We start from the raw sequence: 18,769 nt of genomic DNA on the forward strand, positions 1-18,769 counted from the left end.
GTTCGAATGGCCATCGTCTGTGCGCTGGTCATTGGCACACCCAGCGAGGAGGCTCGTGCTCAGGAGTGATACCAACAGCAGACTGACGGAGCGCTTCAGTTGCAAATTCATGGAGTCCTCTGCGGTGGTCGACGAGGGTTAGCTACGGACAAATGCACGGGAACTCTTCAGCGCCCAGCGCTGACCCACTCCCACACCTTCGACGCACAGGGGCGCATCCTGGTTCACTTACGGCCTCTCGCCGCCTGCTGCATCCGCGTTGGTGCTGCAGAGCCGCAGGCAGCGAGAGGCCGTCCGTGGCCTAGTAGACCTTCATGCCCTCCCAGGAGAGCACCTTGTATACCGGCTCGTAGAAGCTGGAACGGTCCACTTGGCTGTCGGAATCCCCACATGGCTGGTCGGCGTAACTGCCGCCCGAATTGATGCCCAGAGCCGTCTCAGCGCTGAAGAGAGGCCCTCCGCTGTCGCCATGCACAGTGCAGTTGCTCGCCTCGATCATGTGCTTCAGCGTGGTGCCGTCGGTGTAGGTGACCGTCGCGTCCGTCGCCAGCACCATGCCCACGAGGTCCTGGCTCATGGTTCCTACGCGCTTCACCTTCTCCCCCTCGAACGCAGAGGCGGAACTCGAGATCTGTCCTTCTGAGCCGTCCTTGTACTGGATTGTTCCGTACGGCACGACGTCGCTGTTGCTGTACTCCACCAATCCGTAATCGGACTGGTTCGTGTCGTTGCCGTAGGCCCAGCTAATGGCTCTTCCGAGGGGAACGGCTCCGCTCCTACGGCGCCAGGTGACAGCGCCGTCCTCCATGCAATGACCTGCGGTAAGCATGTACTTCTTGCCGCTGGAATTCTGCACATTGAATCCAGCTGTGCAAATTTTGGTCCAGTTTGTCCCACCTGATGTGAAATCCGACTCCATGCCGAGGCCGCCGCGCATGGCGTAGGCGGTCGATTCGATCTGGCCGGAGTGTTCGGTTATGTCGACAGCGTCCCTAAATTCGGAAACGGCCTCCTCGATTCGAGATCTGTCGGCTTCGGAAACGCCGTCGTAGATCTTCACGTTCACCCGGTTGCTGCTCTGGTCGACACTCCAGGAAGTGTTGGGTATTCCCGCCAGTTGATCCAGTTCCGCCTTGGCGGAGCTGAGCTCGGCCGCGCTGTGCGGGACGACCTCCGCCGCCACCCCAGCGCTTTGCACGGTTTCTGCCGCGGCTTGATCGGTAACGGCGACAACGAGTCGTTCGTCCTGATAGTAGATGCCGGCTGTGCGCTTGTCGCCCAGTTGATCGGCGATCGCTGCCACCTTTTCCGGATCGGTTAGCGGTGCCGGCGCTGCTTGGGCAGTGGTAACTGTGGTCAGCGCGAGAATCCCGCAGACCACCGCCGCTACTGCCCCTCGGTACGCGTGATGACGCCTTCGCATCCATACCCCCGTGCTTGTCGAAGTTGGGCTGTGTTTCCCTGTGATCGACGCGCTCGGGGGAGACTCGTGCCAACAGGTGGCCAAAGAATGAATTGGACGTGAATATTCCGATTGCTGGTCACAGTTGGCTCAAATCCGTGGGCTGCGAGCCGGAAAAGGCCCATGGAAGAGCGTCTTGGCCTCGCCACCTACGGACGGCGAGGCCAAGACGCCCCGAAGGCAGGGCGGCGTCGTTCAGGCGGCGTGGCCGGGTTGATGCGGATTCAGGTGCCGAGGCAGGACCGTGGGGTGGTCGCCGGGGGCCGACGCGAAGGCAGGCACGGCTCCCGGTGATCATGAGGTGTCGAGTCCTTGATCACCACGACGGAAGACCGTGCCTGCCCGTTCATCCTCGCTCATGCCGGGCCCTCTGGGTTAACTCGCCGACGCCGCACCCACCGCCCCCGATGACCTCCCCAGCTTGTTGACCTGTCTGGCTCAGGTGCCCAATCCCCGCCGGGACCGGGGCCGACGCCATCCGCTCGCCTTCGTCCTGGGCCTGGCCGCGTGCGCGGTGCTGGCCGGAGCGAAGTCACTGGCCGCGATCGCGGAGTGGGCCGCCCGATGCTCCGCCGCAGGTCCTGGCCATGCCGGGAGCCGGACCACGGCCCCACCGTCGCGGCCGAGGCCACCGTGCGCCGTAACCTCCAGCGCATCGACGGCGACGCGCTGGACACGGCCCTCGGAAGCTGGCTCGCCGGACGCGAACGCGCCGCCAGCCAGGAGGGGAACGACAGCGACCGGCTCCTGACCTCCCTCACGGTGGACGGCAAGACCGTGCGCGGCGCCCGACGCACCGACGCACCGACACACCGACACACCGACACACCGACACACCGACGCACCCAACTCCACCTGCTCGCCGCGATGACGGGCACCGGCGGGTCACTGCGCAGCGCGGGGTGGACGGCAAGACCAACGCGATCACCGTCTTCCAGCCCCTGTTCACTCCGCTCGACCTGCGCGAAACGGTGGTCACCTTCGACGCCCTCCACTCGCAGACCGCCCACGCACGCTTCCTCGTCGAGGACAAGCACGCCCACTACATCGTGCTGATCAAGGGCAACCAGCCCACTTTGCACCGGTGACTGAAGGCCTTGCCACGGCGAGAGATCCCACTCCTGGACAAGACCCGGGCCACCGCGCACGACCGCGACGAGATCCGCCGGATCAAAGCCGCCGCCATCACCGGGATCGCGTTCCCCCACGCGGTGCAGGCCGTCCAGATCGTCGCGGCCGACGGATCCTCACCACCGGCAAGGTCACCCTCGAACGCGTCTACGGGGTGACCAACCTGACCGCGGAACAGGCTGACGCCACCGAGATCGCCCGCCGCGTCCACGACCACTCACTGGGTTCATTGCTGACGGCGTTGCCGAGTACTCGCGCCGTCTGCCGGACGCGGGAAGGAGCAGGCAGAAAAACAGCAGCGTCAGCGGACGCAGAACCCGGGTCAGCACAGCCGCAATACGCTCCTGCATCACGTCATTCCTCATAAGTTTGATGCACACGCCTGGGACGTTCGCACTGTCGCGGCATGGGAAGGCCCTGTGCACCGCTGGAGGCCAACACCGGTTCCGGACCGACCGGAAGACCGGCCACAATCCCGTCCGGGGGTTCCATCACCGCGTAGTCCGCGAAAGTCCGGCGGTAGCGGGTATGACGGGTGTCCTGCGTGTGCTTACGCTGCCACTCCTCGACGTCCGCAGGGTGGCTCCGCGCACCCGACTCGGCACCGCACTCGGCCTCGTCCCCCGAGACGCACCGCGTCGCGTACTCCGGTTCCGCGGTGGCGTCCTGCACGATCGTGAACGGCACGTACCGGAACACCCGGCGGGTCTTTCGCGATGTCTCCAGGTGTTCCCTTCCCTGGTGCTGACGCATCAAGACGTTGGCGTCAGTCTCCGCGCTGTGGTCGAACCGCGCCCGCGCCGCCTCACGCCACCGGGCGAGACCCGTACATGTCGCACAGCCCGGAGCGGGGACGGGCGGACGGCTCATACCATCGCCAGACTCGTTCACCGGGCCCCTCCGGCGCAGTTGTCGGCGGCCTTCGGCTCAGGGCTCGCGGTCCGCCCTAAACCCGGCGGCATCGCCCGCTCCGAATCCTTGACGTGCAGGAAACCGCCCGCCTTCTCAATCTCGCCCGCGATCTGGTCGTACTCCTGCGGTACCGGCGAGATCATCGAGCGCCAAGCCGTGAGCACCGCGCCGGCCTCACCGCCCTTGACGCTGTCGATGGCCCGTACCAACCCCTCGCGGCCGTCGGGTGGCAACAGCCCCACGCGGTCCTCGATCACGCTCGTGATCTCCCACCCGAATGCTTCCGCGTATTCGGTGCACTCCTTACGGGGCGCTCCGATGTCGGCGTTGGGGGCACCGCACAGATAGATCACACAGCGGAAGCGCTGTATCCGCGCGGCCCCGGCCGCCACCTCGGCCTCGCCCGGAAGGACGCCCGACGCCGCGTCCGCCAGTGCCCGGCGCCGTGCCAGGTCCCCCTCGGTTCGACGGGCCGTGGTCGGCCCCTGTCGGTCCCCGCTCTCGATACTGACCATTCATCAATCGTGTCGGAGCAGTCACACATAGTGAAGTGACGAAGCGTACGACTCGGCAAGGTTGTAGGCCACCAACTCGTACGCTCCGTATGAGTTGTAAAGACTTACGCGATGAGGGGGACGCCGATCAGCTCGCTGATGTTTCGCACGCGCGCCGTGGACACCTTCGCGAGGCGCTTGCCGATGACTCCGGGCAATGCCTGATGCTTGACCCACTCGGGAGCATCGAGACCGACCTCGATCAGGGTGTCCCCGGCCTGGTCGTGCAGGCCGGTCGCGCATTGGGCGAGGGCTACGTCGAGTTTGTAGCGATTGCGGGCCACCTTCGACATGCTCTTGGGTAGCGTGCGCATGTCGGGCTGATTGGCCAGCTTGAGCGCCCGCCCGTAGTTCTTGAGCGCGACATGGATCCCAACCGCCTCTGTTTTCGTCGCTGTTGGGCCAAAGCTGGTTCCGTACAGTTTCTCCTCGCGGCCGAGCCTGGCCGCAGCGGCGTGCGCCTGTGAGATGAAGTCGTCCGCCGCGCGCTCGTCCTCGCTCCGCGATGCCGCGACGGCTGCGGAGATCATCAGGCGTCCGTACGCGACCAGTTCGGAGCGGGGCGCCCTGCTGAACGAGGGTTCGATCGCCATCGCCGCACGCTCGGCCACGGCCACGGCCCGGGGCGTCTTGGCACCGCGCAGGTAGATCCAGGACAGCGTGGATTCGAGCAGCGCCGACATCACCGGATCGCCGGCCTCCTTGGCAAGGAGTTTCGCGGACGTGAGCGCGCTCAACGCGAGGTCGCGCTGCCCGAAGCCGGTCGCGCATGATGCCGCGACCCGGTAGGTGCTCGCAAGGACCAACGCAAGGCGCGCGCGCTCACCGCCTGTGGCGCTGCCGTAGCGAACCTGCCCTTCCATGAGGACCTTCGCGGCGAGACTGCTCACCTTCGCCGTATCGCTGGCCCAGTACGCGGCCCATGCAAGGTCGCGTGCCTCGGTCAACTCGTCGAGCGTGCTCGGATCATCGATGCCGTCCCACTCGCCGAGCGCGCTCTCGTGTACGGCGTCTGACAGGTGGCGCAGTGCCGCGCGATCGTCCCGGTTCATGCCTCGGCGCGGAGCCTGCTGACCAAGGATCACCGCGACGTCTGTCTTGAGCGCGCTCGCCAGCTTGAGCAGCGAACCCACTGACAGCTCTCCACGATCCTGCTCGGCCTTCTGCACCAGAGCCAGCGAGACACCCGCCGCGTCGGCGAGCTCCTGCTGCGTCAGATCGGAACCCCGCAGGTGCTTGATGCGCTTACCGTTCGTAAGGTCGGCCCAGTTGCTCACGATCACCTCGGTGGGTAGCTCAGGCTCAGTGGCTTCACTTCGATGGTAGGGCCTGCCGCCGAGGAACCCTGGGTGAACGGAACAGCCGGCAATCAAGGGCAGTTCGACCCCACCCGCAACACCCGCGTTCATGGTGCACCTTTTACGGAGGCCTTAAGGAGACGAAAGGTTCCGGCCATCACCCGTATCCGTATCTCTCCCCGACGACTCCCCGTCGCATCAGGAGGCAAGGTGCGTTTCTCCCGGAGCTCGACCGGCACCCTCTTCGTGGGTGGCGCGCTGGGCCTGACGCTGGCCGCGCTCGCCTATCCGGCCATGCTCGGTGTCCAGAACGTGTCCAGTTCGCCCACCCGGATCGTCGCGCAGACCTCCGCCGGGCCGTTGACGGAGGCCGACCGCGACTTCGTGGTGAAGGTGCGGGCAGCCGGGCTCTGGGAGTACCCGGTCGGGCAGATGGCCATAGCGAAGGGGACCTCGCCGGCCGTCATCACCGCCGGACAGCATCTGGTCGCCGGGCACGCGGCGCTCGACGCGACCGTGCGGAGCATCGCGCCCAGGCTCGGGATCACCATTCCCAACCTGCCCAGTCCGCAGCAGCAGGGGTTCATCTCCACCCTCACCGCGGACAGCAGGGGCAACCAGTTCGACAGCGACTTCGCGAACATCCTGCGCATCACCCACGGCTCGATCTTCAACACCGTCGCCAAGATCCGGTCGACCACCAAGAACACGCTGGTCCGCGCCCTCGCCGACCAGGCCAACACCACCGTCCTCGACCACATCACGGTCATGGAGAAGACCGGACTCGTCAATTTCGACACCGTGCTCTTCCAGGAGACGACCCCGCCGAAGCTGCCCGCCTCGGACGTCACCCCGCCCGTCCCGCAGCCGGGCGCCCCGACCGTCGTCCTCACCCCGCCGCCGCCGGTCTTCGGCGCCGCTCCGGCCCCGACCCCGACCGCTCCCACGGCGGGGTAGCTGCTGCCGCTGGAGTGCGTTCAAAGGCGTTCTGGTGAGCGGGAGTGAGTGCTGCTGGTCTCGGTCGTGTTGCTCGTCTCGCTCGTGGGGCCGATTTCAGTGGAGAACTGACGTTCTTGCATCGAATGCGTGACCTTTCCGGGTGGTGCTCGTTTCCCACCGTGACGGGATCTTCGGGTGGGAGTGGCGGGGTGGGTGAGCTGAGGAGCATCGCGGCGCCGTTCGTCGTGTCGGGTCCGTCCGGTGTGGCCGTCCGGACCCGCCTCAAGCAACTGACACCCAGCGATGAGAAGGTGCTGCGACTGGTCGGCGCGCATCTGGGGTCGTTGGCTTCGCGGGATCTCAAGACGCGCTGCCGGGACGGCCTGGAGCATTCAGGTGAGGCGTGGGCTGTGCGGAAGCGGGAACTGACACCTGCCTCGTCGTCGCGGTGGGCCGGGTCGATCACCAAGGCCACGCATGATCAGTGGGCGCTGGCCCGCCGCTGCCAGCTGGCGCACCTCCACAACCTGGAAGCGGGTATCCGCGCCATCGAAGCCCGGCTGGCGCTGCCAGTCGGGCAGAAGGGGACGAAGAGGGCGCCCGGGGGTTACCGGTCCCGGCGGGAATGGCATGCGAAGTCCCGGCGGCTGCGCGTACTCCAGGACCGGCTGACTGCCGCGCGGGCCGACCGCGAGGCCGGTGTGGTGCACGTCGTGCGGGGCGGCAAACGGCTGGCCCGTACCCGGCATCACCTGGAGGCCGCTCAGCTCACGGAGTCGGCGTGGCGTGGGCGTTGGGAGGCGGAGCGCTGGTTCTGTCAAGCGGACGGCGAGTCCGGCAAGCGATACGGCAACGAGACGATCCGCGTCAGCCCCGACGGCGAGGTCAGCATCAAGCTCCCTACGCCGCTCGCGTATCTCGCCAACGCCGCGCACGGCCGGTACGTCCTGGCCAGCCGGATCATGTTCGCCCACCGGGGGCAGGAGTGGGCGGATCGTGTCGTGGCCAACCGGGCCATCGCCTACCGCATCCACCTCGATACCGGCCGGGAACGCTGGTACATGACCGCGTCCTGGCAGATCTCGCCCACCCCGAGCATCCCGATCGAAGCGGCGCTCGCCCACGGCGTGATCGGCGTCGACACGAACGCAGACCACCTCGCCGCCTGGCACCTGGACACCCACGGCAACCCCACCGGCACCCCGCGCCGCTTCTCCTACGACCTGACCGGTACCGCCGAGCATCGTGACGCGCAGGTCCGTCACGCCCTGACCCGCCTCCTGCACTGGGCACAATCGTGCGGCGTCAAAGCCATCGCAGTCGAGGACCTGGACTTCGCTGCCGAGAAGACCCGGGAGAAGCACGGCCGCCGCAAACGCTTCCGCCAACTGATCTCCGGAATGCCCACCGGGAAACTCCGCGCCCGGCTGGCCTCGATGGCCGACCAAACAGGCATCGCCATCATCGCTGTCGATCCGGCCTACACCTCGAAGTGGGGCGGGCAGCACTGGCAAAAACCCCTCACCAGTACCACTCGTAAGACGACTCGCCATGATGCTGCTGCTATGGCGATCGGAAGGCGCGCCCAGGGATATCCGATCCGGCGACGGACGGCACCGCCCCCACACGACCGGAGTGATCGTGCGGGGCATCGGACCGTCCAGGCCGGACCGGTTGTACCTGGGCGTGAGGGAACCCGCCCCCGCATCCCCGGACCACGGACACGATCCGTGCCGCCCGGACGCGGAGCGAACGCGGGCAACCAGAACGCCCAACACCGTCCGGGGCGTTCGGCCGAGCACGAGACCTGGCAACAGGCCTCACTCCCGCTCAGTCCCTAGGAACGGTGAGTCCCCGCCGTCTACAGGCGGTTCTCGAGCCAGGCCGTGGTGTCCGGGCCCAGCCGGCCGTCCGGCGTCAGCGGGGCGCTGGTCAACAGGACGTTGCCTGGCGGCAGTTCGACGGGGGTGGCCGACAGGTTCGTCACGCATCGCCAGCTGTCGGTGCGCGTGAGGTCGAGCACGCCCGGGGCGGATTCCGCCGCCCAGGTCAGGTCCTCGCCGTCCAGCAGTCGGCGGCGCAGGGCGAGGGCCGTGCGGTAGAGCTCCAGGGTCGAGCCCTCGGCCCCGTCCTGTGCGTCGACGGCGTACGACGCGAAGGTGGCCGGCTGCGGCAGCCACGCCCCGCCCGCGCCGAAGCCGTACGACGGGCCGCTCGTCGTCCACGGCAGGGGCACCCGGCAGCCGTCGCGGCCCTTGCCGGTGTGGGCCGTCTGTTCCCAGATCGGGTCCTGGAGCGCCGAGGCCGGCAGGTCGGCCACCTCGGGGAGGCCGAGTTCCTCGCCCTGGTAGACGTACGACGAACCCGGCAGCGCCAGCATCAGCAGCGTCGCCGCGCGGGCCCGGCGCAGGCCCGCCGCCTCGTCGACCGGCGGAGCGGTGCCGTCGGACAGGAGCCAGGCGTTCAGGTCGGTGCCCGGGGGGAGCGCCAGGCGGGAGGTGTGGCGTACGACGTCGTGGTTGGAGAGGACCCAGGTCGCCGAGGCGCCCGCCGAGCGGGCCGTGGCGAGGGAGTCGGTGATGACCTGGCGGAGTTCCTCCGCGTCCCAACCCGCCTGCAGATACTCGAAGTTGAAGGCCTGGCCGAGTTCGTCCGGGCGGGCGTACAGGGCGCGGCGGGCGCCCGGGACCCAGGCCTCGGCGACCGCCATCCGGGGCGGGGTGTAGGCGTCGAGGATCTTGCGCCAGTCGCGGTAGATCTCGTGGACCTCGTCGCGGTCGAAGAAGGGGTGGGTGCCCGGCGGGAGGGCGGCGAGGGCCTGCTCACCGCTCAGTTCCGGGGCGCCGAGGTCGCGCAGCGGCACGTCGAGGTCCTTCGCCAGGGCGTGGGCCACGTCGACACGGAAGCCGTCCACGCCCCGGTCGGACCAGAAGCGAAGCGTGGTGCGGAAGTCGGCGCGGATCTCCTCGTTGGCCCAGTTGAGGTCGGGCTGTTCGGGCGTGAAGAGGTGCAGATACCACTGGCCGTCCGGCCCCTGGTCGTGCGGCCCCCGGCCGTCGGAGACCCGCTGCCAGGCGCTGCCGCCGAACACCGACTGCCAGTCCGTGGGCGGCAGTTCGCCGTGCTCACCGCGTCCGTCGCGGAATACATAGCGGTCGCGGGCCGGGGAACCGGGCGCCGAACGCAGCGCCTCCTCGAACCACACATGCCGGCGCGAGGTGTGGTTGGGGACGATGTCGACCATGACCTTGAGGCCGAGGCGGTGGGCCTCGGAGACCATGGCGTCGAAGTCGTCGAGGGTGCCCAGGCGAGGATCGACGTCACGGTGGTCGGCGACGTCGTAGCCGCCGTCGGCGAGCTCGGACGGGTAGAAGGGGGAGAGCCACAGGGCGTCCACGCCCAGGGTGCTCAGATGCGTCAGGCGCTGGGTGATGCCCTTCAGGTCACCCAGTCCGTCGCCGTCGGCGTCGGCGAAACTGCGCGGGTACACCTGGTAGAAGACCGCCTGACGCCACCAATCGGGGTCCGGGGAGGAAAGGTCCGGAGTCGGTTCGGGCACTCGTTGTCTCCTGACTGTCGGCGCCCGCGATGTCCTGTCGGGCGCTGTGGTCGTTCCACGTTGCTCTGTCCACTTGGCCGGGAAAGTGAACGTCTGCGCCCCCGGAACACACCCTTCCTCCTGTGGGGGAATTGCGCCGATCCGCGAACCCCCTTTGCGTTTCCCCAGGTTGACACCCTGGTCCCGCACGATTCACGATGTCCGAACGCCGTGGCGCATATGACCAGATGGGCCCAGCGTTCCTTCGACAAACACTCCCCCGGCACGGCCCGGCAGCAACGCGTTGCCCTCCCGCCGTACCCGGGTTCTCGCACACGCGAAGATGGGATCCGCATGTCCATACTGAGTCGTGTCACCGCACTGCACCTGCTGGGGACGGGCGCGGCCACGCTCGCGCTCTGCGCGGCCTCCGCCTCGGGTGCCTGGGCCACCGGGCCCGGCGGTGACGGCTGGGGCTCCAAGACCGGCGGCTACAAGCCCGGCGCCGGCGCGGGCACCAAGACCGAGACCGATCGCTGCCAGTTCTCCCTCGACGGGAAGAACTTCTTCGACTCGGTCCGCGTCGACGACCAGAACCTCAAGCCCACCGACGACGGCAAGGTGCACATCCAGGTCCGCACCGCCGGTGACGCCAGCACCTGCACCGCCTCCCTCGCCTCCTACCTCGCCCACGGCGCCACCTTCGCCACCTCGGGCGAGCAGGTCTTCGTCGACTTCGACACCGTCACGGTCATGCAGGGTCAGACCGACTCGCTCGACATCGCGGTGCCGGACGCGGGCTGCTTCGCGCAGATCGACCTCTACCGCGGCAAGGTCAAGTTCGACGGCGACCTCGACGCCAACGACGGCTTCGAGCACGGCGACGTGCCCAAGGGCCCGGACCGCCCCGTCATCAAGGACAAGCTGATCGCCGCCTGGAACGGCGGTACGAAGGACTGCACGACCACGCCGCCGCCGGCCGAGGAGACCCCGGGCACCCCGTCCGCGACGCCGCCTCCGCCGGCCGAGGAGACCCCGGGTACGCCGACTCCCTCCGAGCCCGTGTCGGAGACGACCCCGCCCGCCTCCGAGACGCCGTCGACCTCGACCCCGACGCCGACGCCCTCCGAGTCGACCCCGGAGTCGACCCCGCCCACCGCGCCGGTGAGCCCGGACAGCAGCCTGCCGCCGCTGGCCGAGACCGGCGGCGGCAGCGCCACCGGCCCGATCGCGGGCGGCGCCGCAGCACTGCTGATCGGCGGCGCGGCGATCGTGGTGGCGACGAAGCGACGCAAGGCCGCTCGCGCCGGTTCGTGATCCACGTACGGATGTAGGTCCTATTGGATCCCGTGGATCCCGTGGGTCCCGTAGGTTCTGTAGATCCTGTAGGTCCGTAAGGTTCCTCCGCCCCGGTGGCGCTCCCTGTGAGCGGCACCGGGGCGGTTCCCGTTTCAGACGCTCTGCCGCCGCTCCTCGACCGCCCCGAGGTACAGCCGCACATACCGCTCCACGTCGACGTCCAACGCCACGTCCACCAGGGGCTGGGCCCGCGCGCCATGGTGGATCTCGGACTCGCCGGGGCGCGGTCGGCGGTCGACGACCGTCTGACCCCGGGTCGGGCCGGGGGCGAGGGAGACCTCGACCGGCAGCAGGCTGGTGGTCAGTCCCGCCGGGTCGGCGACCGCGCAGACGGCGCCCGCGTCGCCGAGCCCGCCGGTGGGGGTGGGGTCCCCGGTGACGGCCGGATCGCGGTGGGCGAGAAGCTCGCCGGCGAGACGCGCACCGGGTTCCGCGCTCGTCCGCAGTCTCCGTACGTCCGCCGTCGGCACGATGACACGCCGGAAGACGTCCAGGCCGTACATCGTGATCGGCACCCCGGCGGTGAGCAGGACCGCTGCGGCCTCCGGGTCGTGCCACACGTTGAACTCGGCGACGGGCGTGGCGTTCCCGACCTCCACCGCGCCGCCCATGAAGACGATCCGCTCGATGTTGCGGGTCACCTCGGGGTGCGTACGCAGCAGCAGGGCGATGTTGGTGAGCGGCGCCATCGGTATGAGAGTGACCGGGCGGGGCGAGCCGAGTATCTCGCGGCGCAGCAGGGTCACGGCGTCCACGTCGACGGGCGTGCGGGTGGTGGGCGCGGGCAGGCCGAGGTCGCCCAGGCCGTCCCGGCCGTGCACATGGGTGGCGGGCCGCGCGGGTTCGATCAGCGGTCGCTCGGCGCCGCGCGCGACGGGCAGATCGGGGGCGCCGGCCTGGTCGAGGACGGTGAGGGTGTTGCGTACGACCTGGTCGACGTCCGTGTTCCCGGCGACACAGGTGACCGCGCGGAGGTCGATTCCCGGGTGGCGTACGGCGAACAGCAGGGCCAGGGCATCGTCGACGCCGGTGTCGCAGTCGATGATCACGGGGATCGGGTCGCTCACCGAACTCCCTTCAGGGACAGGCGAGTTGGGTTGGACTTGGGTACTGGTTTCCGCAGTGGACTCCGTAGCGGACTTGGCAGTGGACTTCGCGGTCGTCACGGTGAGGGCTCCTTTTCCGGGGCCGCACAGAGTCCCACGGCCTCCCTCTCACCCGACCACCGGCCCCGCTCACCCGTACGGGCCCGGTCCGCTGGTGGGATCGCGCGGCCGATGGTGCCGTCGGAGGAGAGATCTGACGTACCGGCACCTCTGGAGGAACCCCTTGATGACCCGTCGGCCCTCTCCCCGCGCGGTACGGCTGCTGGCCTCGGCCCTCGGGACGGTCACCCTGCTGACGACGGCCGCGTGCGTGCACGGCGGGAACGGCGGCACCGGGAACTCCTCGCAACGCCGGCCGGACGGGTCCGCCGCCTCCCCCACCGCATCGGCCGCGCCCGCCGCGCAGCGGGCCTCCGCCGCCCCGACCGCCCTCACCGACGCCCAGGCCCGGGGCGCGCTCCTCACCGGCGACGACCTCGGGGCGCCGTGGGCCCCCACCGAGGGCGCCGCGCTCTGGCGGGACGCGCTGCTCAAGGCGAAGGCGGACGACGCCGACTGCGGACGCCTCCTCGACGCCGTGTACACGGAGGAGCTGCTGGGCGAACCGTCCGGCGCCCGAGCCGTCGCCGGTTTCGACGACTACGACGAGGGCGGCCAGCTCCACTACCAGGTCAGCGCCGGCCACCGCGCCGACGTGGACAAGCAGCTCGCCTGGCTGAAGACGATGCCGAAGAAGTGCGCCCGGTTCACGGCGGTCGGGCCGGGCGGCACCAAACAGGAGGTGCGGGTGAAGGAGGTGGGGCTGCCCGCGGCGGGGGACGCCAGGCAGGGTCTGCGGCTGTCGACGCGGGGCAAGCTGGACGGCGCCCGGGCGACGCTCACCCTGGACCTCGCCGCGGTACGGGTCGGCGACGACGCGATCGTCCTCACCAACGGCGGTCTGAAGGAGCCCCGCACCGACTACACGGTCCACGCGGTCCAGGTGGGCGCCGAACGCCTGAAGCAGACCAGAGCGGATCCGGCGGCCCCGCCGCAGACCCCGGTACGGGACGCGAGCCAGAGCCCGACGGCGAGTCCGAGCCCGGCCCGGAAGCCGGCGCGGCCTCAGCCGCAGCAGCAACCTCAACAGCAGGACTGGGAGCAGGCGCAGGACCAGGAACAGGATCAGGGGCAGGACGAGTACCAGGACGAGGACTCGTACTGACGCTGACGCCCACCTTCCACCGGAGGGGGCAAACGAACGGGGCCCGTCCGACGTACGGACGGGCCCCATGTATCCATCGAGCGCCGGGCAGGCCTTGCACCTGCATTTCCCCGCAGGAAGCGGGGCGTCTTTCCTTGGACCACCAACGCGTAACCAGGCGCCCCGAGTTGTGGCGACCAGCTCAAGATCAATTCTAGCACGCCCCGACAGGCCCTATCCCCGGTCGAGCCGCCTCCGGCGCACCACCAGTTCCCGTGCCGCCGCCAGCACCGTGCGGCCCTGGGCGAAGGCGTGGGCGCGCAGGCGGGCGAGGGCCTCGTTCGCGCCGACACCGAGCTGGGCCATGATCATCCCGGTGGCCTGGTTGATCTCGTCGTGATCCGCGACCAGTCCCCCGAGCCTGGCTCTCCTGGACAGGTCCGTCAGCGACACCGTCATGGCCCTCGCCACGCATCCGGCCGTGTACAGCTCGCCGGGTGTCAGCCGGCCGACGGTGTCGCGGTAGAGGTCCAGCGTGCCCACGCACACCCGGTCGGTGCCGAGCGGCAACGCGTACACCGCCCGGATGCCCACCGCCGTCGCCTCCTGGGCGAAGACGGGCCAGCGGCGCGCGTCCAGGCCGGACGTGAGGTCGGACGCGAGGACCGGAGTGCCCGAGGCGCCGGCGGACTGGCAGGGCCCGTCCCCCAAGGTCGTCTGGATCTCGGCGAGTTGGGCGGCGCGGTCGTCGGTCGAGGACAGCCGGATGGGAACACCGCGGGCGCGCAGCGACACGCTCGCCCCGATCACCGGCAACAGCTCGACGGCGACATCACAGAGCCGTGCGGGAATCTCACCGGGCCGGGTGCCCCGCACCCGCTCGGCGATCACCTCAACCATCCGCTTGTCGCCCGGCCGGTCGCCGAAGCGCACGGTCATCGCCTCCCTCGGACCCCCTTGAGGCCCGGCTTCTCCGGATGTCCGAGTACCCACAACACCCCGTTCACGCATGCACACACAGCAGCCAACCCGACACTCTCCGTGCCGTACGGCGGCGTAGGCGCAGGGGGCGGGTGTACCTGACACCACCCCCACATCGGCCACTCAGGCCCAGGGACGAAGAACGCCGCGCCCGGCACGATCCCTCATATGACCAACGAAACGACGAACACGCAGCGCACGACCACCCCGGACAACGCCACCGCCTCGGCCCACCCGACCGTCATGAGCGAGACGACCGGCATGAGCGAGACGACCGCCCGCCGACTGACCGGCGTCGCGGGAATCGCCACCGCGGTCGCCCTGATCGTCGAAGTGCCCCTGTACTTCGTCTACTCGGGCCCACCCCCGGACTCGAACGTCCTGGCCCGGCTCCTGGTCGGGATCTTCGCGCTCGCCTTCCTGATCGTCTTCGTGACGAGCTTCCGGGAGCTGGTGAAGCGGGTGAACCCGGCATACGAGTGTGCCGCCTCGCTCGCCTACTCGACGGGCCTCGTCTACGCGACGATCACCCTGGTCTCCATGGGCCTGGAGGCGGGCGCGGTGATCGCCACCGACCACTCGATCGACCCGACGATCGAGGTGAACGGCACGTACATCCTCTACGGCTCGATCAGCCGCGTCCTGCTCGCCCTCTTCCTGGCGGCGACCGGCCGCGCGATAGCCCGCACGAACCTCCTCCCCCGCTGGACGACCCGCTCGGCCTATGTCCTCGCGGGCGTCAACCTGGCCTTCGTACCGTCCCTGTTCTTCGGCAACACCCCGGCCCACTTCTACGCGGCGAACGGCTGGGGCACGACGGCCTCGATGGGCGCGCTCCTCAGCTACTGGCTGCTGGCCCTGGGCATCTCTACGTACCGCAGCGGCACGAAGAAGAGCTGAACCACCTCAACGGCCTTCCCCCGTACGACCATCACGGCGCCCGCCTGCCAAGTCGGGTGCCTCGGTGTGTGGCGCCGACGCCGGCCGCCGTTCGTACACCGTGAGCCGGCGGCCTCGGACCTGTTCGTCGGCTGTCGCTGTGAAGTACTTCTTCAGGACGGCGAGCTTTGTTCTGTCGCGGGCTGCTGTCGGGGGTTTCGCCGCCCCGGGGGCGTCCGTCACCAGCAGGATTCGTTGGTGGGTGAGCATCGCTGTGCGTATGCGGGTCGGGGTCGCCTCCACGCCCTTCAGGGTGCCGGACTTCTTCGGGGTTCTGGCCAGGGCGATGTCGCGCAGGCCGGTGAAGGCGTCGGGGGAGACGGACTGGGTGTCCCTGCGGGCCGCCGGGATGAAGAGCACCGCGTTGCCGGGCTCCTTCAGGCGTCGTATGTCCGACGTGATCGCCAGGACGTCGTCCACCCGGCTTTCCGGGGACCGTTTGGCCAGTGACTGGGGCAGCAGGGCCGCCGTCGCCATGACGATCACCGTGGGGAGAATCCACGTCGACGCTCGCGGCAGTCGGGGCCGGGCGGCCCGTACCGCCGAGCCGATGAGCGTGCCGATGAGCAGCGCCAGACCGAGCAGGCTGAAGAGGATGTACCGGTCCAGGAACAGCGGCTGGATCAGGGAGAGGCCCAGAAGGCCGAGGTGCGGCACCGCGAGGAGCGGCAACGCGACGGCCGTCATCGACAGTCGGCCGCCCGCCCGGGGACGGTCCAGTACGGCGCCGACGCCCCCGATCAGGAGAAGGATCGCCGGGCCGATCAGCATGTGCCAGGTCAACGGCGGTATCCATGACACCTGTTCGGACTGGCCCCGGCTGAAGAGGATCAGCGGCAGCGCCCCCGCCGTGGCGGCGGCGGAGGTCACCGCCCAGCGGGTCCACACCCCGCGTCCGGCTCGCGTCCAGAGCAGAGTCGCCAGGTGCGCCGGAAGGATCAGCAGCGCGAGCCAGTTCAGCAGAGCGCACATCAGGAGGGTGCCGCCGTAGGCGGCCCAGGTCCCGTACGCCGGACGGTTGTCACGCCCGTCGAGGAGGTGCACCAGCAGCCAGGTGGCGATCCCCGCCCCGGCTGCTACCAGGGCGTACGGGCGGCCCTCCTGTAGGTAGAACTGCACGGCCGGGAGCAGCCCGAGCGCCATTCCGCCGGCGAGGCCCACCCATCTGTCCGCCAGCCGGTGGCCGATCACCGCCACGCAGCCCGCCGCCACCGCCATGGCCAGCACCGAGGGCAGCCGGAGGGTGGTGGTACTGGCCCCGAAGCACACGAAGAGGCCGTGCATCAGCAGGTAGTAGCAGCCGTGCACGACGTCCACGTTCCCCAGCAGGTGGCAGATCTCCGCCGTGGAACGCTCGGCCACCTGCCAGGTCGCGGCCTCGTCCCGCCACACACTGTCCTGCCTCGACAGTCCCCACAGGCCGAGGCCGACCGTCCACATCACCGGGATCATCGGGGTCACCGAGTTCGGCCAGACGTGAAGTCGGCGATGTGGCAGGCCTGGTAGGGATGTCATGATCACGAAAATATGCAACCCGGCCCCTCCCGCGCGACCGAAAAAACCCAGCGCGACCGCAGAAGCTAGAAGGCCTCCTCGAACATGGCCCTCGCCTCGTCCGTGGCCTCGGTGGTGCCGCCGCACATCGGGACGGTGCCGTTCTCGGCGGTCACCAGGTAGTGGCCGCCGATCTCGAATGCCGGGGCCTCCGCGTAGGCCTCGTCGTTGGTGAGGCGGACCTCGGTGGGGCGGTCGGCGGGGTCGGTGGTGGCGCGGTACCAGTGGTCGACGCTGAGGGTGACCCGGTCCTCCTGCTCGGCGATCACCGTGCCCTCGAAGGCGAGTTGGTGGCGGCGCAGGAGATCGGGGGTGGGCACCACGCAACTCGCCGCCATCGAGCCGCTGTCCGGGAGGGTCAGTGTCAGGGGCTTGGGCTGAGGCCGGGGGTGAGCGCCCGGGGTGGTCGTCGCCGCCGGTGAGGTGGCCTGCGCTTTCGTGTCCTCTCCGCCCTGTGCCACTCCCCACGTGATGCCACCGCCCACCGTCAGCAGCAACGCCGTGAACGCCAGTGCCGGTACGAGGCGGTGGCGCGGCGCCCTGTCCTTGGCGGTCGCCGGAACCGGCGTGGTGCCGGCTGTGGTCGTGTTCATCGTGGCCTCCACGAGACGGGGGACGTCAGGTCGCGGAGCCTTCGAGGTCAGTGCCGGGTCCGTGGCCTTGAGGTGGGCCAGCAGCTCTTCGTCGTTCACCGACTGCTCCTTCCGGTTCCTTCGGTTCCTGCAGTTTTTTCGGTTTCTTCGGTTTCTTCGGTTTTTTCGGTTCCTTCGGTCGTCTCATGTCCTGGGGGTGCGGCGGTCTTTCGTTCCAGTCGCGCCGCCAGCTTCTTCTTCGCCCGGTGCAGCCGGATGCTCACGGCGTTCGCGCTCAGACCGGTCACCTCGGCGATCCGGCTCGGTGTGAGTTCCTCGTACGCCCACAGCAGGACGATCTCCCGGTCCAGCGCCCGGAGTTGGGCGAGCGCCTCGTGCAGCGCGGTGTGGTCGGTGTCCGCCTGCTCCGTCGACTCCGCCGGCCCGGACTCCGTCCGCCATGTCGACAGGCGTTCCAGCAGGGAGCGTCTGCGTCGGTCCGCGCGGCGGGCGTTGGCGAGGCAGCCGCGGGCCACGCCGTAGCACCAGGGCAGTACGGCGTCGGGGTCGGGGATGTCCTCCGCGTCCAGCCCGGGGACGTCGTCGACACGGCGCCACAACACCAGCAGCGTCTCCGAGAGGACGTCGTCGACCTGGTCCGGCTCCGCGCGCCGCAGCAGATAGCGGTGCAGAGGCTCCGTCACTGTGCGCGCCAGCGCCTCGAAGCGGGCCCGCTGATCCCGGGCGGCCCGGGCGGCCCTCTTTTCCGTCATGGATTCCACGACCTGCCTTGTCCGGCACCGTGGGAATCCTTTCACCCACCCACGCTCAGTTCGGGTCCGCCGTCATCACAGAGGAGGCTGGGCGGGTGCCGGGCCGAGTGTCGTGGTGCCGGGGGCCGTGCGGTGCCCCAGCCCCGTCCGGTAGGCGTCGAGCGCGGCCTCCACCCGGCCCGTCCGGCGCAGCAGGTCGCCGAGCAGCCGGCACAGGTCGGCGAGGTCGCCGGCGGCGCCCGCGCGCTCCAGGACACTGAGGGCACGTACGTAGTGCTCCTCCGCCCGGTCCGTGTCGCGGGCGTCCTCGGCGATGATGCCGAGCAGCCGGTGTGCGGCGGCCGAGTGCACGGCACCGCGTTCCGAGGACAGGTCGCCGAGCAGCCGGCACAGGTCGGCGAGGTCGCCGGCGGCGCCCGCGCGCTCCAGGACACTGAGGGCACGTACGTAGTGCTCCTCCGCCCGGTC

The 18,769-nt window shown here is 69.4% G+C and carries 17 protein-coding genes and 1 pseudogene; 8 read left to right on the forward strand and 10 right to left on the reverse strand.

Annotated features, from left to right (window positions below; all coding sequences use genetic code 11):
• Positions 1-301: 301 nt before the first annotated feature.
• Complete coding sequence (locus PV396_RS18880) at positions 302-1,303, reverse strand: S1 family peptidase (RefSeq protein ID WP_319205952.1); 1,002 nt, start codon at positions 1,301-1,303, stop codon at positions 302-304.
• A 583-nt stretch (positions 1,304-1,886) separates the two neighbouring features.
• On the opposite strand from PV396_RS18880, the gene PV396_RS45155 reads away from it, so the two are divergent.
• The 3 genes from PV396_RS45155 (at position 1,887) to PV396_RS18890 (ending at position 2,751) form a co-directional block, all read left to right on the forward strand.
• Positions 1,887-2,213, forward strand: coding sequence for a transposase family protein (locus PV396_RS45155; RefSeq protein ID WP_416071440.1), 327 nt, complete (start codon positions 1,887-1,889; stop codon positions 2,211-2,213).
• A 151-nt stretch (positions 2,214-2,364) separates the two neighbouring features.
• Positions 2,365-2,550, forward strand: coding sequence for a hypothetical protein (locus PV396_RS18885; protein ID WP_319205954.1), 186 nt, complete (start codon positions 2,365-2,367; stop codon positions 2,548-2,550).
• A 9-nt stretch (positions 2,551-2,559) separates the two neighbouring features.
• Positions 2,560-2,751: a hypothetical protein gene (locus tag PV396_RS18890; protein WP_319205956.1), complete on the forward strand. Its 192-nt coding sequence runs from the start codon at positions 2,560-2,562 to the stop codon at positions 2,749-2,751.
• A gap of 729 nt (positions 2,752-3,480) precedes the next feature.
• On the opposite strand, the gene PV396_RS18895 is transcribed toward PV396_RS18890, so the two are convergent.
• Together PV396_RS18895 and PV396_RS18900 are read right to left on the reverse strand one after the other, a co-directional pair.
• The gene (locus PV396_RS18895) at positions 3,481-4,020 is read right to left on the reverse strand and encodes a hypothetical protein (RefSeq protein ID WP_319205958.1); all 540 of its coding nucleotides are present in this window, start codon (positions 4,018-4,020) and stop codon (positions 3,481-3,483) included.
• 104 nt (positions 4,021-4,124) lie between these two features.
• Entirely contained in the window at positions 4,125-5,336 is a 1,212-nt protein-coding gene (locus tag PV396_RS18900) for a helix-turn-helix transcriptional regulator (protein ID WP_319206354.1), read from the reverse strand.
• A gap of 231 nt (positions 5,337-5,567) precedes the next feature.
• On the opposite strand from PV396_RS18900, the gene PV396_RS18905 reads away from it, so the two are divergent.
• Together PV396_RS18905 and PV396_RS18910 are read left to right on the forward strand one after the other, a co-directional pair.
• Positions 5,568-6,314: a DUF4142 domain-containing protein gene (locus PV396_RS18905; protein ID WP_319205960.1), complete on the forward strand. Its 747-nt coding sequence runs from the start codon at positions 5,568-5,570 to the stop codon at positions 6,312-6,314.
• Between the two features lie 191 nt (positions 6,315-6,505).
• Complete coding sequence (locus PV396_RS18910; protein ID WP_319205962.1) at positions 6,506-8,137, forward strand: transposase; 1,632 nt, start codon at positions 6,506-6,508, stop codon at positions 8,135-8,137.
• 20 nt (positions 8,138-8,157) lie between these two features.
• On the opposite strand, the gene PV396_RS18915 is transcribed toward PV396_RS18910, so the two are convergent.
• Complete coding sequence (locus PV396_RS18915; RefSeq protein WP_319205964.1) at positions 8,158-9,855, reverse strand: glycoside hydrolase family 13 protein; 1,698 nt, start codon at positions 9,853-9,855, stop codon at positions 8,158-8,160.
• 333 nt (positions 9,856-10,188) lie between these two features.
• On the opposite strand from PV396_RS18915, the gene PV396_RS18920 reads away from it, so the two are divergent.
• The gene (locus tag PV396_RS18920; RefSeq protein ID WP_319205967.1) at positions 10,189-11,151 is read left to right on the forward strand and encodes an LAETG motif-containing sortase-dependent surface protein; all 963 of its coding nucleotides are present in this window, start codon (positions 10,189-10,191) and stop codon (positions 11,149-11,151) included.
• A 134-nt stretch (positions 11,152-11,285) separates the two neighbouring features.
• On the opposite strand, the gene PV396_RS18925 is transcribed toward PV396_RS18920, so the two are convergent.
• Positions 11,286-12,260, reverse strand: a complete 975-nt coding sequence (locus tag PV396_RS18925) for a nucleoside hydrolase (protein WP_319205969.1) — start codon at positions 12,258-12,260, stop codon at positions 11,286-11,288.
• Between the two features lie 265 nt (positions 12,261-12,525).
• Between PV396_RS18925 and PV396_RS18930 the strand changes: the two genes are divergently transcribed.
• Entirely contained in the window at positions 12,526-13,503 is a 978-nt protein-coding gene (locus PV396_RS18930) for a hypothetical protein (RefSeq protein WP_319205971.1), read from the forward strand.
• A 213-nt stretch (positions 13,504-13,716) separates the two neighbouring features.
• On the opposite strand, the gene PV396_RS18935 is transcribed toward PV396_RS18930, so the two are convergent.
• A complete protein-coding gene (locus PV396_RS18935; RefSeq protein WP_319205973.1) occupies positions 13,717-14,421 on the reverse strand; it encodes an ANTAR domain-containing protein in 705 nt (234 codons plus the stop codon).
• A gap of 303 nt (positions 14,422-14,724) precedes the next feature.
• On the opposite strand from PV396_RS18935, the gene PV396_RS18940 reads away from it, so the two are divergent.
• Positions 14,725-15,363: a hypothetical protein gene (locus PV396_RS18940; RefSeq protein WP_319206356.1), complete on the forward strand. Its 639-nt coding sequence runs from the start codon at positions 14,725-14,727 to the stop codon at positions 15,361-15,363.
• A 6-nt stretch (positions 15,364-15,369) separates the two neighbouring features.
• On the opposite strand, the gene PV396_RS18945 is transcribed toward PV396_RS18940, so the two are convergent.
• The 4 genes and pseudogenes from PV396_RS18945 to PV396_RS18960 form a co-directional block, all read right to left on the reverse strand.
• Positions 15,370-16,917 carry a glycosyltransferase family 39 protein gene (locus tag PV396_RS18945; RefSeq protein WP_416071431.1) on the reverse strand — a complete coding sequence of 516 codons (1,548 nt, stop codon included), beginning with the start codon at positions 16,915-16,917 and terminating at the stop codon, positions 15,370-15,372.
• A gap of 65 nt (positions 16,918-16,982) precedes the next feature.
• Complete coding sequence (locus tag PV396_RS18950) at positions 16,983-17,648, reverse strand: hypothetical protein (RefSeq protein WP_319205975.1); 666 nt, start codon at positions 17,646-17,648, stop codon at positions 16,983-16,985.
• Complete coding sequence (locus PV396_RS18955) at positions 17,645-18,301, reverse strand: sigma-70 family RNA polymerase sigma factor (RefSeq protein WP_319205976.1); 657 nt, start codon at positions 18,299-18,301, stop codon at positions 17,645-17,647. The genes PV396_RS18950 and PV396_RS18955 overlap by 4 nt, the downstream gene beginning before the upstream one ends.
• A 75-nt stretch (positions 18,302-18,376) precedes the next feature.
• A pseudogene (locus tag PV396_RS18960) lies at positions 18,377-18,769 on the reverse strand (transcriptional regulator); the annotation flags it as partial.

It is taken from the genome of Streptomyces sp. ME02-8801-2C, from assembly GCF_033793965.1.
GTDB lineage: Bacteria > Actinomycetota > Actinomycetes > Streptomycetales > Streptomycetaceae > Streptomyces.